The organism is Mesorhizobium sp. B2-3-2, assembly GCF_006442295.1.
Classification (GTDB): Bacteria; Pseudomonadota; Alphaproteobacteria; order Rhizobiales; family Rhizobiaceae; genus Mesorhizobium.
On the sequence record NZ_VFWA01000001.1, the window covers coordinates 159863 to 174663 of the forward strand.

A 14801-nucleotide genomic window follows, 5' to 3' on the forward strand; every position below is an offset into this window, starting at 1 on the left:
GATTGCGGCGCGTGTTCCTTTCGGTTTTCGACCTGTTCAAGATCGGCATCGGACCATCGAGTTCGCACACGATGGGACCGATGACGGCCGCCCGCCGTTTCCTCGACGAGATCGCCGGAGACGACTGGCCGCGTCCGGCCGGCGCCAAGGTTGCTCGCATCGGCGCCAGCCTGCACGGCTCGCTCGCCTATACGGGCATCGGCCATGGCAGCGACCGTGCCGTCATTCTCGGCCTTGCCGGCCAGACGCCGCAGACGGTCGACCCTGATCAGGCGGACGACATTGTCGCTCGCATCACCGCCGACAAGCTCGTTTCACCGCCCGGTCATCCTTCCTACCGTTTCAATCCGGCCAGCGATCTGGTGCTCGATCGCAAGACGCCGCTCCCCGGCCACGCCAACGGCATGGCGTTTTATGCCTATGACGCCGGCGACCGCCTGCTGCTCAAGCGCATCTATTATTCGATTGGCGGCGGCTTCGTGGTTTCGGAAGAAGAGCTGCAGCGCATGAAAGCCAAGGGTTCGGTGACGACCGAGGGCAGGAAAGTCCCTTATCCCTTCAAGAACGCCCTCGAAATGCTGAAGATGGCGGGCAAAAGCGGCCTTTCCATTGCCGAGATGAAGCGGGTCAACGAGGAAACACAAATGTCGCGCGAGGAGCTCGACGCCGGCCTCGACGCCATCTGGGGTGCCATGAAAGGCTGCATCGACCGCGGCTTGTCGCAGGACGGCATCATGCCGGGCGGGCTGAAGGTGCGCCGCCGGGCCAGGCAATTGCACGACAAGCTGCAGGAGCAGTGGCAGCAGAACCGGCCCAATCCGCTGCTCGCCAATGACTGGCTGTCGATCTATGCCATGGCGGTCAACGAGGAGAATGCGGCCGGCGGGCGCGTCGTCACCGCGCCGACCAACGGCGCGGCCGGCACGCTGCCGGCGGTGCTGCGCTACTGGCTGCATTTCCATCCCGAGGCCGACCAACCCAGCATTCGCGATTTCCTGCTCACGGCAGCCGCCGTGGGCGGCATCATCAAGTCCAATGCGTCCATCTCCGGCGCCGAAGTCGGCTGCCAGGGCGAGGTGGGCTCCGCTTCGGCTATGGCGGCGGCCGGCCTGTGCGCCGTCATGGGCGGCACGCCCGAACAGGTCGAGAACGCCGCCGAGATCGCGCTGGAGCATCATCTGGGCATGACCTGCGATCCGGTCGGCGGGCTGGTGCAGGTGCCCTGCATCGAGCGCAACGCGCTGGGCGCTGTCAAGGCGGTGACGGCCGCCTCGCTTGCCATCAAGGGCGACGGCACCCATTTCGTGCCGCTGGATGCGGCGATCGAGACGATGCGCCAGACCGGCCTCGACATGAACGAGAAGTACAAGGAGACCAGCCTCGGCGGGCTGGCGGTCAATGTGGTGGAGTGTTGAGCCCGCTGGCACTGTGGAGAACTTGCTCAGGCCGTTGACGCATCCGTGCGACGGATTAAATCTTGGGCAATGGCTCTCAACCTCCTAAAGCTCTGCGTCGGCTGCGACAGCGTCGAGGATCTCGAAGAATGGATCGCGTTCCGCCTCGACGAGCGGCGCCGTGCCGGCGAACCAACCGAGCATTGGCACACCACCCGCATGGTGCCGACGCGTGGCGATGAGATTATCGACGGCGGCTCGCTCTACTGGGTGATCAAGGGCAGCGTCCAATGCCGCCAGTTGATCACCGAGATCCGGCCGTTCACCGATGACGAGGGCATCGGCCGCTGCCATCTGATGCTGGATCCGCAAGTGGTGCGCACCGACTGGCAGCCGCGCCGCGCCTTTCAGGGCTGGCGCTATCTAAAGCCATCGGATGCACCTGCCGATCTCGGCAAGGGCAAGCCGGGGCAGGTCGAAATGCCGCCGAAACTCCGGCGCGAGCTCGCCGATCTGGGCCTGCTTTGAATCACCATCGGCTTGTTCCGAGCAGCCCATGGGCTTGCTTCCGGGCAATCTGGCGGCATGGTCGGCCCGCATAGGCGGACTGCGGTTGCTGGCCCTCAATGTTGCTGTCCGTTGGACTTGCAAGCGTCGCGACAACGCCACATCTTGAAAACCATGAGCGACAGGAACCATCCGGTTTCGATATCTGACGCATCCGCGCCCACCACATCGCGCCGCGGCGTGGGATGCGGACCATGCGTTGCGCAAGGTCATGATTGCGGCGCAGGAACTGCGCACGGTGGCGGCTTGCGCAGGTTCAGGAATAGTCTGGAAATACCGCTGATCGTCGGCCATTTGCGGGGCAGCCGAACATGATGGGCGCGATCATCGCTGTCGTCGCATTGCTGCTGGTGCTGATGGGCCTGGCTACGGCTTTCGTGCGGGCCGACCCGAGCAGGCTTGCGGGCGACATGAGGAAGGTTGGGCCGGTTTTGCTGGCATTGGTCGGCGGCGCCGTGCTGCTGGTCGGGCGCGGCGGTCTTGGCGGTATCATCCTGCTCGCTGCGATTGCCTGGTACGGCTCGATGCGGCTGAACCGGCGAGCCGTGATGCCGGCGCGAAGACGCTCGACCGTACGCACAGCGGCGCTGGAAATGGACCTCGATCACGATACAGGCGGCCTTGAAGGCCTTGTGCTGGCAGGCCGCCATGAAGGCAAGATGCTTGGTGCGATGGGCAGAGCCGAATTGCTGCAGCTGTTTCGCGAACTCTCCGGCGACCCGGAGAGCCGGCAACTGCTAGAGACGTATCTTGACGGCAGATTTCCCGTCTGGCGCAAAAACGCTGAGGCGCACGGTGGCGAAGGGCTGGGTATTGCGCCAGGTCCGGGCGCCATGACTAAGGAGGAGGCCTACAAGGTCCTTGGTCTTGAAGCGGGGGCCGCCGCGGCGGATGTCCGCAAGGCGCACCGCCGCCTGATGCAGCGCCTGCACCCCGATATCGGCGGCACGTCTTTCCTGGCGGCGCGGATCAACGAAGCCAAGGACGTCTTGCTCTCCAATCACGATTAGTCTCCTTCGACGCAGAAATTTTCCGGGAGATATCTTCCACGCCGTCCCTACTGCTGGACGGCGTAGCACTCTATTTTCTTCTTCTTCAGGGCGGTGCAGGCCTTCCAGGCAGCGGTCTTGGAGCCGAAGCCGCCGAAGCGGGCGCGGTAGTAGGTGACGCCGTCCTTGTCGAAGGCGACGGTGAAGCCGGAGGCATCAGCCAGCACCTTGGGCGCCTGCTTGGTGGTCTTGTCGAGGAAGGCCTGGGCTTCGGACTGTTTCGGCGACGAGGCGACCTGAATGGCCCAACCCGACGGCACCGACGCGGTGTTGACCGGGTCGACGGCCGGCGCGGGCTCGGCATAAGCGGACACCACCTGTGCCGTGGCGACCTTGGGGGCGGAGACGATAACCGTCTTCACTTTCTTTGCCGGAACAACCAGTTTGGGTTCTGCGGCTGCGGTATCGTCGGCGTCATCGCTGTCGCCCTGGGCAACCGTCGCGTCGTCGGCAACGGCTTCGGCCGCGTCATCGGCGCTTGCCACCGCCACCGGCTTCTCGTCCGGAGTCGGTGCGTCGTGCTTGGGCAACAGCACCTTGGCCAATGCCGTCACCGGGTTGCCGCTATCGGCCTTGGCGACCAGATCGCCGCCGCCCCGGGTCGATGCCCGCGGCAGATAAGTGTTGATCAGGGCCGCCATCTGATTGTCGCGACTGCTGCCCGAGGTGCCGCCCATGACCACGCCGACAATGCGACGGTTGCCGTCGGAAACCGACGAAACCAGGTTGAAGCCCGAAGCGCGGGTGTAACCGGTCTTGATGCCGTCGACGCCCTTGATGCGTCCAAGCAGGCGGTTGTGGCCGTTGATGCGCTGGCGGCCATAGAGGAAGGAGCGCTGCGAGAAATAGCCGTAATATTGCGGGAAATGTTCGCGCAGCGCGATGCCGAGCGTTGCCATGTCGCGCGCAGTGGTGAACTGGCCGGGATCGGGCAAGCCGTTGGCGTTGCGGAACACGGTACCGTTCATACCGAGCTGCCGCGCCTTGGCAGTCATCATGCGGGCGAAGTTGGTCTCGTTGCCGCCGAGCATTTCGCCGAGCGCGGTGGCCGAATCATTGGCCGATTTGGTCACCATCGACAGGATGGCGGTCTCGACCGCCACCGACCCGCCCGGCTTCACGCCAAGCTTCGTCGGCGGCTCTGCCGCGGCATGAGCCGAGAAGACGACCGGCGAGTTCCGGCTGATCTTGCCCTTGGCCAGAGCCTCGAAAGTCAAATAAAGCGTCATCATCTTGGTAAGCGAGGCTGGATAACGCCGGGCGTTGGCATCCGAGGAGTAGAGCACCTTGCCGGTCTTGGCGTCGACCACGATGGCCGCGGACTTCGCGGCGAGCGACGAGGCCGCACCTGCAACGACGATGGTCATCGCCGCGGCGATGATCATGATCGTTTTGAAAGGGGACACGGATTTGGAAACGATGCCCGACAACGCCTGACGCACTGATAGTTCCTTTGAATTTCTTGTTGCGCTGGAGGCGGCAAAGGGATCCTGCCTCGCTTCCGGCAAGCTATCGAGCCAGCGTTACCAATCCGTTTATGGTAACCGCCGCGTTCACCATTTTCTGGTGGTTTGATCCTCTCTTTATTCGAATTTTAGCCATTGCCCCCGCCGGCTGGGACAGAAGCAGGCGATTTCTTGACTTTTGTGCGCCGCACAATATATTCGGGTGCATTGCACAAGGCGCTCGGGGCAGGGCGCATCAACCGTCCAGGGAGAATTGAAATGACGCAGACCTACGAGGACTTCAGCAAATACGGCAAGGAGTTCGCTGACACCGGATTGAAGAGCTTTGCCTCCTTGTCCAAGGGCGCGCAGGCAATTGCGGCCGAGGCCGGCGAATATACCAAGAAGAGCTTCGAGGCCGGCAGCGCCGCTTTCGAGAAGATTGTCTCGGCCAAGTCGCTCGACAAGGCGATCGAGGTCCAGTCCGACTATGCCAAGCAGTCCTATGAGGCGTTCGTCGCCGAGGCCACCAAGATCGGCGACCTCTATGCCGAACTCGCCAAGGAAGCCTATAAGCCGTTCGAATCGATCGTTGCCAAGGCGAAATAATTCGTCCGGCAGTACCGAGATTTGGCCCATTGGGCCCAGACAGAGCCCGGCCGCGCAAGCGCGGCCGGGTTTTTTCGTGTCAATTTCCGATCAGGGGCCTGGCTCGCCTTCACGATTGCGAAAATCCGCCAAGTTGGGCACCTAGCCATATTGTCAGCTAACCAGAAGGGCTTAAAATCGTCCATCGAACACCTACATGTCGAACTCACATGAGGATTCGAAAGAGGCAGGATTACGTGACGATCGGTTTGACTGCCACCAGGGCACGGATGCAGAACGGCAGCGGCGACGGCAATGAGGCTGGCCGCGGCACGGCGGTCATCACGCGCACAAAGACCAAGACCAAGAAACCCAGCCTCTATCGGGTCCTCATCCTGAACGACGACTACACACCGATGGAGTTCGTGGTTCACGTGCTGGAACGTTTTTTCCAGAAGGACCGCGAAGCCGCCACACGCATCATGCTTCATGTTCACAATCATGGAGTGGGCGAGTGCGGGGTCTATACATTCGAGGTGGCCGAGACCAAAGTGTCCCAGGTCATGGATTTCGCCCGACAAAATCAGCATCCGCTGCAATGCGTGATGGAGAAGAAGTGAGGTAACATGCCGGCTTTCTCCCAAGGCCTGGAAAAGGCGCTTCACCAAGCGCTGACGCTCGCCAACGAGCGGCACCATGAATATGCAACCCTTGAGCATCTGCTGCTCGCCCTGATCGACGACACCGAGGCCGCCGCCGTCATGCGTGCATGCAATGTCGATCTCGACGAGTTGAAGCACACTGTTCTGACCTATATCGACACCGAGCTCGACAATCTGGTCACCGGCTATGACGAGGATTCCAAGCCGACCGCCGGCTTCCAGCGCGTCATTCAGCGGGCGGTGATCCATGTGCAATCGTCTGGCCGCGAGGAAGTGTCGGGCGCCAACGTGCTCGTCGCCATCTTCGCCGAACGCGAGAGCCATGCCGCCTATTTCCTGCAGGAACAGCAGATGACCCGTTACGACGCGGTCAACTACATCTCGCACGGCATCGCCAAGCGTCCGGGCGCGTCGGAGACGCGTTCGCCGCGCGGGGCCGATGACGAGCAGGGCGGCGCGAACGGCGCCGAGCCGCAAGAGGAAGGTGGCAAGAAAAAGCAGCAGCAGGACGCGCTGACCGCTTATTGCGTCAATCTCAACAACAAGGCCAAGGCCGGCAAGATCGATCCGCTGATCGGGCGCGAGTCCGAGATCAACCGAACCATCCAGGTGCTGTGCCGCCGCTCCAAGAACAATCCGCTCTATGTCGGCGATCCCGGCGTCGGCAAGACGGCGATCGCCGAGGGCCTCGCCAAGCGCATCGTCGAAGGTGATGTTCCGGAGGTCTTGCACAACGCCACCATCTTCGCGCTCGACATGGGCACGCTTTTGGCCGGCACGCGCTATCGCGGCGATTTCGAGGAGCGGCTGAAGCAGGTCGTCAAGGAGCTCGAGGATTATCCGGGCGCTGTGCTGTTCATCGACGAGATCCACACCGTCATTGGCGCCGGTGCGACGTCGGGCGGCGCCATGGATGCGTCGAACCTGTTGAAGCCGGCACTGTCTTCGGGGGCGATCCGCTGCATTGGTTCGACCACCTACAAGGAGTTCCGCCAGTTCTTCGAGAAGGACCGCGCGCTCGTACGTCGCTTCCAGAAGATCGACGTCAACGAGCCGACCATCGAGGACGCCATCGAGATCATGAAGGGTCTGAAGCCCTATTTCGAGGAGTTCCACAAGGTCCGCTACACGACGGAAGCCATCAAGGCTTCGGTTGAGCTGTCGGCGCGCTACATCAACGACCGCAAGCTGCCGGACAAGGCGATCGACGTCATCGACGAGACCGGCGCCTCACAGATGCTGGTGCCGGAGGCCAAGCGCAAGAAGACCATCGGCATCAAGGAGATCGAAGCGACGATCGCAACGATGGCGCGCATCCCGCCGAAGACTGTTTCGGCCGACGACGAGAAGGTGCTGCAGGGGCTCGACATCGAGCTGAAGCGCGTCGTCTACGGCCAGGACACCGCCATCACCGCGCTGACCTCGGCGATCAAGCTGGCGCGTGCCGGTTTGCGCGAACCGGAGAAGCCGATCGGCTCCTACCTGTTCTCGGGTCCGACCGGCGTCGGCAAGACGGAAGTCGCCAAGCAATTGGCTGCGTCGCTCGGGGTCGAGCTGATCCGTTTTGACATGTCGGAATACATGGAACGCCACACCGTATCGCGGTTGATCGGCGCGCCTCCCGGCTATGTCGGCTTCGATCAGGGTGGCCTTTTGACCGACGGCGTCGACCAGCATCCGCATTGCGTGCTGCTGCTGGACGAGGTCGAGAAGGCACATCCGGACCTGTTCAACATCCTGTTGCAGGTGATGGACCATGGCAAGCTGACCGACCACAACGGCAAGCAGATCGACTTCCGCAATGTGATCCTGATCATGACCACCAATGCGGGCGCGTCGGATGCGCAGCGCGCGGCGATCGGCTTCGGTTCGACCAAGCGCGAAGGCGACGATGTCGAGGCGATCAACCGGCTGTTCACGCCGGAGTTCCGCAACCGTCTCGATGCGATCATCCCGTTCGGCTCGCTGCCGGTGCCGGTCATCCATCAGGTGGTGCAGAAGTTCGTCATGCAGCTGGAGGCCCAGCTCTCCGAGCGTGGCGTCACCTTCGACCTGTCGCCGGAGGCGATCGCCTGGCTCGCCGACAAGGGCTATGACGAGCGCATGGGTGCGCGTCCTCTCGGCCGCGTCATCCAGGAGCACATCAAGAAGCCGCTGGCAGACGAAGTGCTGTTCGGCAAGCTCAAGAAGGGCGGCACGGTGCGCGTCAGCGTCGAGAAGAAGGAAACCGGCGAGACCGGCCTGAAGCTCGAATCGCTCGCCGACGAGGCACCGGTGAAGCCCAAGAAGGAAGAACCGGAAGACGCCCCCAAGCCGCGCAAGGCAGCGGCCAAGAAGCCGGCAGCCAAGAAGGCCGTCGCGCAGAAGCCCGAGCCCAAGGGCAAGGACGGCGGCAAGCGCAGCCTGGTGCCGCAACTGCCGCGCAAGAGCTGATAGGCACTCCCTCGAAAAAAGCCCCGGAAACGGGGCTTTTTTGTTGGGACAGGACGATCACTGAAGCGTTGCCGGCGGCCCCTGGACAGCAAGCGGCGTTGGGCGGGTTTTGGCTGATTTGTCCGTCCAGGACGGTGGTGCTCCCACCTTGGCGCCGACCATGCCGAACAGCCCGGGCGCGCGGCCAAAGACCTCGCAGGCCGCGTATTTCGGCTTGCCGCCGAGGAACGATTTTATGCGTTGACCCGACGGTATCGAGATATGCCATCCCGATGGCGCCTTGCCGGTGACGAGCATGCGCGAAAAGTCGTCTCCGAAAGTAGCGCCCAGACTGTACGCATCGCCGATCTCTGAGACCCTGGCCTCGGTGGTAAAGGAGTTCGCTCCGCGGGACCAGACCATGGCTGCGCGTTGCGTGCCGTTCCGGTCAAGTGCCTCCGCCTCGACCGCGAGCCCTCCAAAACCCAGGGGAAGGCGCGGAATGGAAACCGGCAGCACGGCGCTGCTGCCCAGAGAAACCGCCTTGGAGACGCCCGCAGTGATTTTGTCCGTAGGCACCAGGTCGGCGATCACGGTCTTGACGGTCAGATCCGAAGGCTGGCCGGCAGGGACCACCTGGTATTTGTCGCTCAGCGCGACGCACATAGCCCGGTCGAGTGCGTTGAGAACCAGAGCGCGATCCCGAGCCTCCTTGACACGGGAGGCGGCGCTCGGGGAAAAAACGGTCGGCGAGATGCTGACGGATCTGATGCTCCCCAGTGCTTTGGCATCCACGAACGTACGTGATTTGTTGAACTTGCCCTTTGCCGGGCCGAGCTGATTGTAGGAGGTCAAGGTTCCTGCCTCCTTGAGGGGAACGGAACTGCAACCGGCAAGCGCCAGAGACAGCCCGATACAAGCAATCTTCAATCGCAGCATCCGGGCCGACCACGTGGCCGCGGCGCGTGGTCTAGGTGTTACAGTGTTGAGCATTGGTCGTCGGGCCTTCCCTTGTTGATCGACGGGAAGAGTCCTGAAGTCACTGAATTACAGCAACATTACGCGGCTTGGACATCCATCGTCAGACGAATGGCATCGTCTGATCTGCCCGTGCAGCGTGCCCTGGTCTCGGTCACATCTGGATGCGGAACATCGTTCCGTGGCTCCCGCTGTCGACCGCCACGTGCCCGCCGTGATTGGTGACGATCTGCCTGACGAGAGCCAGCCCCAGTCCGGCGCCGGTGCTGCGCGGCGTGGTGCGATAGAACGGCTCGAAGACGAGCTCCTGCTGGTCCAGCGATATCCCCTGGCCCTGATCGGCCACGGTGATCTGCCCATCGGCGGTGACGGACACCGAGATCATGCCGCGATTTCCCCCATGCTCGATGGCATTGCGGACCAGATTGGTTATCGCCCTAACCAGCGCGGGACGGTTGCCCTGGCGCTCCAATCCATCGATTTCGCGAAGGAAGGAGATCTCGTAGCCGGCCGCTATCGCAAGCGGCGCAAGGTCGGCCACGACGGTTCTCGCGATATCGACGAGATCGACTGTCCCGTAATTTTCCCTGTTCTGGTCGTTGCGCTCGAAATCGAGCAGTTGTTCGGCGGTTTCGCCAAGCCGGGCGACATCTTGCAGCAGGCGTTCGCGATCCTGGCCATATTCCATTCCCTCGATCCGCGTCTGCATGATTGCAATGGGGGTGCGAAGCTCATGGGCGGCATCGACCAGGAAACGTTGGCGCTTTTGAAATTCGCGCTCGAGACGCTCCAGAACCCCGTTGAATGCCGCCACCAGCGGCACGACTTCGCGCGGAACGGCTTCGGTTGGAAGGCGAGCGCCCTGGCTGCGAAGCTCGATCTCCATCGCCTTGCCAACGACGTCGCTCAGGCCGGTGAGGGCGCGGCGGACAATCCGGGGCACGCTAAGGAATATCGCCGGCAGGGCGAGGGCCAGCAGAGGCACATATATCCGTCTCACCTCTTTTATCAGTGCGACCAGAACCGAGTCATTGCCGGAATTTCCGCCGAACAGCATCCGCATCTCGCCGGCTGGCGTATCAAACTCTTCGATCGATGCGATCTCGTCCGTGCCGTCGACGCCGCGCAAGTCGGCATCGTGAAAGAGGTGCACGTTGCGCGCGACGTCGAGATAGACCGACGGTATGGCGCCAAAGGAGACCGACCTGCTGTCAGCTGTGACAATGACATACCAGAGGTTCTTGTTCTCCTGCTTGAGCGAGGTCAGGCTCGGCCTGTCCTGGATCTCGATATTTCGCCGAGGGCCGAGTTTGATGGATTCGGCTATGGCAGCGGTGAGCCTGTGCTCCAGGGCCACGTTGGGCGAAAGGACCCTTTTTCCGTAGAAGCACAGGCCGACAATGACGGCGGCAACAACTGACGTCAGAACGACGCTGAGCTGCCAGATCAACGTCCATCGCAGCGAGGCGCCCCGCTGCATCATCTTACTTCCCTGAGGAGATAACCGACGCCCCTGATGTTGTGGATGGCCACCCCAGCGCCGGCATCCGTCAGCCTTTTGCGCAGGCGCGAAATATGGGCGTCGATGGCGTTCGACTGGATCTCGTCCTCGTAGTTGTAGACGGCTTCTTCCAGCGTGGAGCGGATGACAGTCTTTCCGCGCCGCTTTGCCAGGGCGAGCAGGACGGACAGTTCGCGTCTCGGTATATCGACGGGGCTGGACCCGACCGTCACGCTGAAATTCAGCGGGTCGATGGTGACCATGCCAACGGTGATCCGCGGCTCCGCCAAGGCTGCTGGCCTGCGCAACACCGCCCGCAGCCGCGCCATCAGTTCATCGATCAGGAATGGTTTGCCCAGATAGTCGTCGGCGCCGGCATCGAGCCCCTCAATGCGCTCTCTTGGCTCATTGCGTGCCGTCAGGACGATCACCGGCGCATCGACACCTGCCGCCCGCAGCCTGGGAATGAAGCTCAGTCCCTCTCCATCCGGCAATGTTCGGTCGAGCAGGATTGCCTCATAGACGTGCTGGCGCGACAGTTCGATAGCATCGCCAAGGAGCACGGTGTGATCGACGACAACGCCTTGTTTGCCAAGCGCCCTGGTGAGCGCGTCAGCCATTTCTCTTTCGTCCTCGATCAACAGAACCCGCATTGCACGTCCACGTCTCGCCGGCGCCCTTGTCATCCGTCAGGATTACAGCAGCATTGCGAACAACAGCCGTTCGCCAGATGGCTGCGCGCGCTCATTTCCATGAGATTGGGAATTTTATGTCCGGACCAGGCCAGATCATCATCCTCAACGGCGCACCGCGATCGGGGAAATCAAGCATCGTCCAGGCAGTTCAGAAGAGCTTCGAGGGCCTATGGATGAATTTGGGAGTCGACATCTATGAGCAGGTCACACCGCTGCGCTGTCGCCCGGGGATAGGTTTGCGGCCCGGCGGCGAGCGCCCGGATCTCGAGGGTCTCGTGCCTCGGTTCTATGCCGCGCTCTACGAATCGATCGCCGCCCACAGCAGGGTGGGGTTGAATATCGTGGCCGATCTCGGCCATCACGACAGCTATTCGCAACCCCTTGATTGCCTTGTCGATTGCGCCCGGCGCCCCGCAGGCCTGCCGGTTCTGTTTGTCGGTGTCCGCTGCCCGGTTGAAATCATCCTGCAGAGGCGTGCCGCCAGTCCGGCGGGGAGGGGATATGTGACCGGGTCGCCTGACGATCCCGTACCGTTGGCGGTGCGTCTGTGGCAGGAGGAGGTACACCGGCCCGGCGTGTATGATCTGGAAGTGGACACATCGCTTCTGACGCCAGCACAATGTGCGGATGCGATCCGCCGGCGGCTCAGGCAAAATGTAGAGCCTCCGACGGCGTTTGAGAGGCTTTCGGCGTTCTCCGCAAACAAGCTGTCCTGATCGCGCGCCAAGCGAGCGATGAGAATGAATCTCAGCCGCGCTGCCCGATCCTCATCCATGGCGGGCATAATCTGATTGATGTGTTCGGCGGAATGGCGATCACGCTGATGTCCTGGCGGCTCGGATCCATGGTTTTCGATGCGCAACTGCGTAACCTTCCCAGACGGTCGCAGTTGCTGGGAACCGCTGGAAGCCAGGCTTCATGATAGCAAGGCGGCCTTTATCCGGCCGGCATTCTCGGCCAGCACCTCGGGTTTCTCCATCTGGCCCGTATGGGGCTTCAGCGCGATGCCTTCGAAGCGTGGAATGACATGGACGTGAAGGTGATAGACGGTTTGCCCGGAGGCCGGCTCGTTGAACTGCATCACGGTGACGCCATCGGCGTTGAATGCCTTGCGGACGGCGACCGCCACCGTCTGCACGACGGTGAAAAGCGGGCCGAACGTTGCCGGATCGGCGTCGAGCAGATTGCGCGACGGCGCCTTCGGCACCACCAGCGTATGGCCTGGCCCTTGTGGCATCACATCCATGAAGGCAACGACCGCTTCGTCCTCGTAGACGCGGTGCGAGGGAATTTCACCACGCAGGATCTTGGCAAAGATGTTGTCGGTGTCATAGGCGGTTTCGGCCATGGCGAACGCTCCGGATTGTGCCTCGCCAGTTGGTGTAGCGAAGCCTCTCGTGAGCGGCAAGACGATCGGGCGAGATCGATGAAGCCGATCCCGACAGGCGTGCACTGCCAACCCAAGGGATACCGAACCTGACATATGCTCCTGCCTCGTGGGATGCCCTACTCCTCGAGGTCCTTGCGGAACGGTGTGTGCTCTTCCAGGTATTCGCCCATGCGTTCAACCTCGCGCCGTTCGCGCCTGAGATAGTCGGCGACGGCGTTGCGCAGGCCGGGATGTGCGATGTAATGCGCGGAATGCATGATCACCGGCCGGTAGCCTCGCGCCAGCTTGTGTTCGCCCTGTGCGCCCGCCTCGACCACCTTCAGCTTGCGTTCGATGGCGAAGTCGATGGCCTGGTGATAGCAGACCTCGAAATGCAGGAAGGGATGATCCTCGATACAGCCCCAGTTGCGGCCGTAGAGCGCATCCGAGCCGATGAAGTTGATGGCGCCGGCAATATAGCGGCCGTTGCGCCTGGCCATCACCAGCAGGATGTCGTCGGCCATGCGCTCGCCGATCAGCGAGAAGAATTCGCGGTTCAGATAGGGCCGGCCCCATTTGCGGCTGCCGGTGTCCATGTAGAAGGCGAAGAAGTCGTCCCAGGCCCGTTCGGTAAGGCCCTTGCCGGTAAGCCAGTCGATGGAGATGCCGTCGGCAAGCGCCTCGCGGCGCTCCTTCTTCATCGCCTTGCGCTTGCGCGAGGCGAGCGTGGCGAGGAAATCGTCATAGGTCGAGAAGCCCTCGTTGACGAAGTGGAACTGCTGGTCGGTGCGATGCAGGAAGCCCGCCGCCTCCAGCACGTCCACGTCGCTCTCCTGCGCGAAGGTAACATGAGCGGAAGAGACGCCGAGCCTTTCCGTCACCGCCTTCAATCCCGCGGCGAGCCCGGCCTTGACGGTGCTGGGATCCTGGCCCCCGCTCACCAGCAGGCGAGGGCCGGTGACCGGCGTGAACGGTACCGAGCATTGCAGCTTGGGATAGTAACGGCCGCCGGCGCGCTCGAAGGCATCCGACCAGCCGTGATCGAACACATATTCGCCCTGGCTGTGTGATTTGAGATAGCAGGGGACCGCGCCGAGCAGCGTGCCTTGACCATTCTCCAGCCTGAGATGATGACCTTGCCAGCCGGTGCGCCGCACGGCGCAGCCGGAATCCTCGAGTGCGCTCAGAAAAGCATATGAAACGAGGGGGTTATAACCGTTTTCGGCATCACTGCGCGTGGTTCCCGCGAAACCGTTCCACTCTTCGCAGGTGAAGGCGCCGATGCCCGCCGCAATGCGGATCGCATACTCCGCATCAACCGTTTGCCCGTCGCCGTCGTCGCCCTGATCCATGAGGCTTATTTAAGCTCCATCCGGACCGCTACAAGTCACGTTCTAGGCACCCTGCCTCAAGCGACTTTGACCAGATCAGGCTCGAACCCTTCGAACGTCATCTGGTCCGCGTATTTGAATGTAAGGTCGACCGCCGGCTGGTCATGCACCGTCCAGGTGATGACCGGCATTTTGAGCCGTTCACGCACAAAGCTGACGAATGGATTCGGCAGGTCGCCGGCGGCGTAGGACGTGAAGTCGATCTTATGCGCCAGCATGGCGAAATGTGCTTCGATCAGCCTGTCGTCCTTGCCATAGGCGGTCAATCCAGCCGGTATGCCCGGCGCGTCCCTGGCGAAATCGCGGATCAGCCAGTGGTCGAACGACATGATCGCCACGTTGCCCTTGTAGCGCTTGAGCAGCCTGCCGACGCTCGCTACCAGGCCATTGTCGTATCCAGCCACGCCTTTCAGCTCGACCACCAAAGGCACCCGGCCGTCGATCAGATCGAGCACCTCGCGCAGCGTCGGCACATGATCAGACGTGCCGCCGACCCTGAGCGCCGCCAGTTCGGCTGCCGTGCGCTGCCAGACGAAACCGTCGTGCCCGGTCAGCCGCTGCAAGTCCCCATCATGGATAATGACGGGAACTCCGTCCGACGACAGGTGCACGTCGCATTCGATGGCATAGCCGCGTTCGGCCGCGGCGGCAAAGGCGGAGAGGGTGTTTTCCCAGCGCGTCTTGTTCATGTCGTGAAAGCCGCGATGGGCGACAGGCCGGGCAATCAGCCAGGAAAGGTCGGTCATGTCA

At 62.3% G+C, this 14801-nt stretch carries 14 protein-coding genes; 7 read left to right on the forward strand and 7 right to left on the reverse strand.

All coding sequences use genetic code 11. The features are described from left to right. Positions 1 to 11: 11 nt before the first annotated feature. The 3 genes from FJ964_RS00760 to FJ964_RS00770 all read left to right on the forward strand — a co-directional run bounded on the left by FJ964_RS00760 (position 12) and on the right by FJ964_RS00770 (position 2971). Positions 12 to 1415 carry an L-serine ammonia-lyase gene (locus FJ964_RS00760; RefSeq protein WP_140548327.1) on the forward strand — a complete coding sequence of 468 codons (1404 nt, stop codon included), beginning with the start codon at positions 12 to 14 and terminating at the stop codon, positions 1413 to 1415. 69 nt (positions 1416 to 1484) lie between these two features. Next, positions 1485 to 1922 carry a DUF1489 family protein gene (locus tag FJ964_RS00765; protein ID WP_140548329.1) on the forward strand — a complete coding sequence of 146 codons (438 nt, stop codon included), beginning with the start codon at positions 1485 to 1487 and terminating at the stop codon, positions 1920 to 1922. Positions 1923 to 2272: 350 nt separating this feature from the next. Beyond that, positions 2273 to 2971, forward strand: a complete 699-nt coding sequence (locus tag FJ964_RS00770; RefSeq protein ID WP_181172324.1) for a DnaJ domain-containing protein — start codon at positions 2273 to 2275, stop codon at positions 2969 to 2971. A gap of 47 nt (positions 2972 to 3018) precedes the next feature. Here the strand turns inward: FJ964_RS00770 and FJ964_RS00775 are convergent, their stop codons facing one another. Next, positions 3019 to 4452 carry a D-alanyl-D-alanine carboxypeptidase gene (locus tag FJ964_RS00775; RefSeq protein WP_140548331.1) on the reverse strand — a complete coding sequence of 478 codons (1434 nt, stop codon included), beginning with the start codon at positions 4450 to 4452 and terminating at the stop codon, positions 3019 to 3021. Positions 4453 to 4734: 282 nt separating this feature from the next. Between FJ964_RS00775 and FJ964_RS00780 the strand changes: the two genes are divergently transcribed. The 3 genes from FJ964_RS00780 to clpA all read left to right on the forward strand — a co-directional run bounded on the left by FJ964_RS00780 (position 4735) and on the right by clpA (position 8138). Next, on the forward strand, positions 4735 to 5064 hold the full coding sequence (locus tag FJ964_RS00780) for a phasin family protein (RefSeq protein WP_140498728.1): 330 nt from the start codon (positions 4735 to 4737) through the stop codon (positions 5062 to 5064). A gap of 269 nt (positions 5065 to 5333) precedes the next feature. Further along, entirely contained in the window at positions 5334 to 5663 is a 330-nt protein-coding gene (clpS, locus tag FJ964_RS00785; protein WP_027051901.1) for an ATP-dependent Clp protease adapter ClpS, read from the forward strand. 6 nt (positions 5664 to 5669) lie between these two features. Beyond that, a complete protein-coding gene (gene clpA, locus FJ964_RS00790; RefSeq protein WP_140548333.1) occupies positions 5670 to 8138 on the forward strand; it encodes an ATP-dependent Clp protease ATP-binding subunit ClpA in 2469 nt (822 codons plus the stop codon). Between the two features lie 57 nt (positions 8139 to 8195). On the opposite strand, the gene FJ964_RS00795 is transcribed toward clpA, so the two are convergent. The 3 genes from FJ964_RS00795 to FJ964_RS00805 all read right to left on the reverse strand — a co-directional run bounded on the left by FJ964_RS00795 (position 8196) and on the right by FJ964_RS00805 (position 11249). Further along, on the reverse strand, positions 8196 to 9056 hold the full coding sequence (locus FJ964_RS00795; RefSeq protein WP_224713317.1) for a DUF3313 domain-containing protein: 861 nt from the start codon (positions 9054 to 9056) through the stop codon (positions 8196 to 8198). 193 nt (positions 9057 to 9249) lie between these two features. After that, positions 9250 to 10575, reverse strand: coding sequence for a HAMP domain-containing sensor histidine kinase (locus FJ964_RS00800; protein ID WP_140549360.1), 1326 nt, complete (start codon positions 10573 to 10575; stop codon positions 9250 to 9252). Then, a complete protein-coding gene (locus FJ964_RS00805; RefSeq protein ID WP_140548337.1) occupies positions 10575 to 11249 on the reverse strand; it encodes a response regulator transcription factor in 675 nt (224 codons plus the stop codon). Before FJ964_RS00805 ends, FJ964_RS00800 begins: the two co-directional genes overlap by 1 nt. 116 nt (positions 11250 to 11365) lie before the next feature. On the opposite strand from FJ964_RS00805, the gene FJ964_RS00810 reads away from it, so the two are divergent. Next, on the forward strand, positions 11366 to 12007 hold the full coding sequence (locus tag FJ964_RS00810; protein ID WP_140548339.1) for a chloramphenicol phosphotransferase: 642 nt from the start codon (positions 11366 to 11368) through the stop codon (positions 12005 to 12007). Positions 12008 to 12207: 200 nt separating this feature from the next. On the opposite strand, the gene FJ964_RS00815 is transcribed toward FJ964_RS00810, so the two are convergent. The 3 genes from FJ964_RS00815 to FJ964_RS00825 all read right to left on the reverse strand — a co-directional run bounded on the left by FJ964_RS00815 (position 12208) and on the right by FJ964_RS00825 (position 14797). Then, positions 12208 to 12639, reverse strand: coding sequence for an HIT family protein (locus FJ964_RS00815; protein ID WP_140548341.1), 432 nt, complete (start codon positions 12637 to 12639; stop codon positions 12208 to 12210). Between the two features lie 158 nt (positions 12640 to 12797). Next, positions 12798 to 14012 carry a GNAT family N-acetyltransferase gene (locus FJ964_RS00820; RefSeq protein ID WP_140548343.1) on the reverse strand — a complete coding sequence of 405 codons (1215 nt, stop codon included), beginning with the start codon at positions 14010 to 14012 and terminating at the stop codon, positions 12798 to 12800. Positions 14013 to 14068: 56 nt separating this feature from the next. Then, positions 14069 to 14797 carry a glycerophosphodiester phosphodiesterase gene (locus tag FJ964_RS00825; protein ID WP_140548345.1) on the reverse strand — a complete coding sequence of 243 codons (729 nt, stop codon included), beginning with the start codon at positions 14795 to 14797 and terminating at the stop codon, positions 14069 to 14071. Positions 14798 to 14801: the final 4 nt, after the last annotated feature.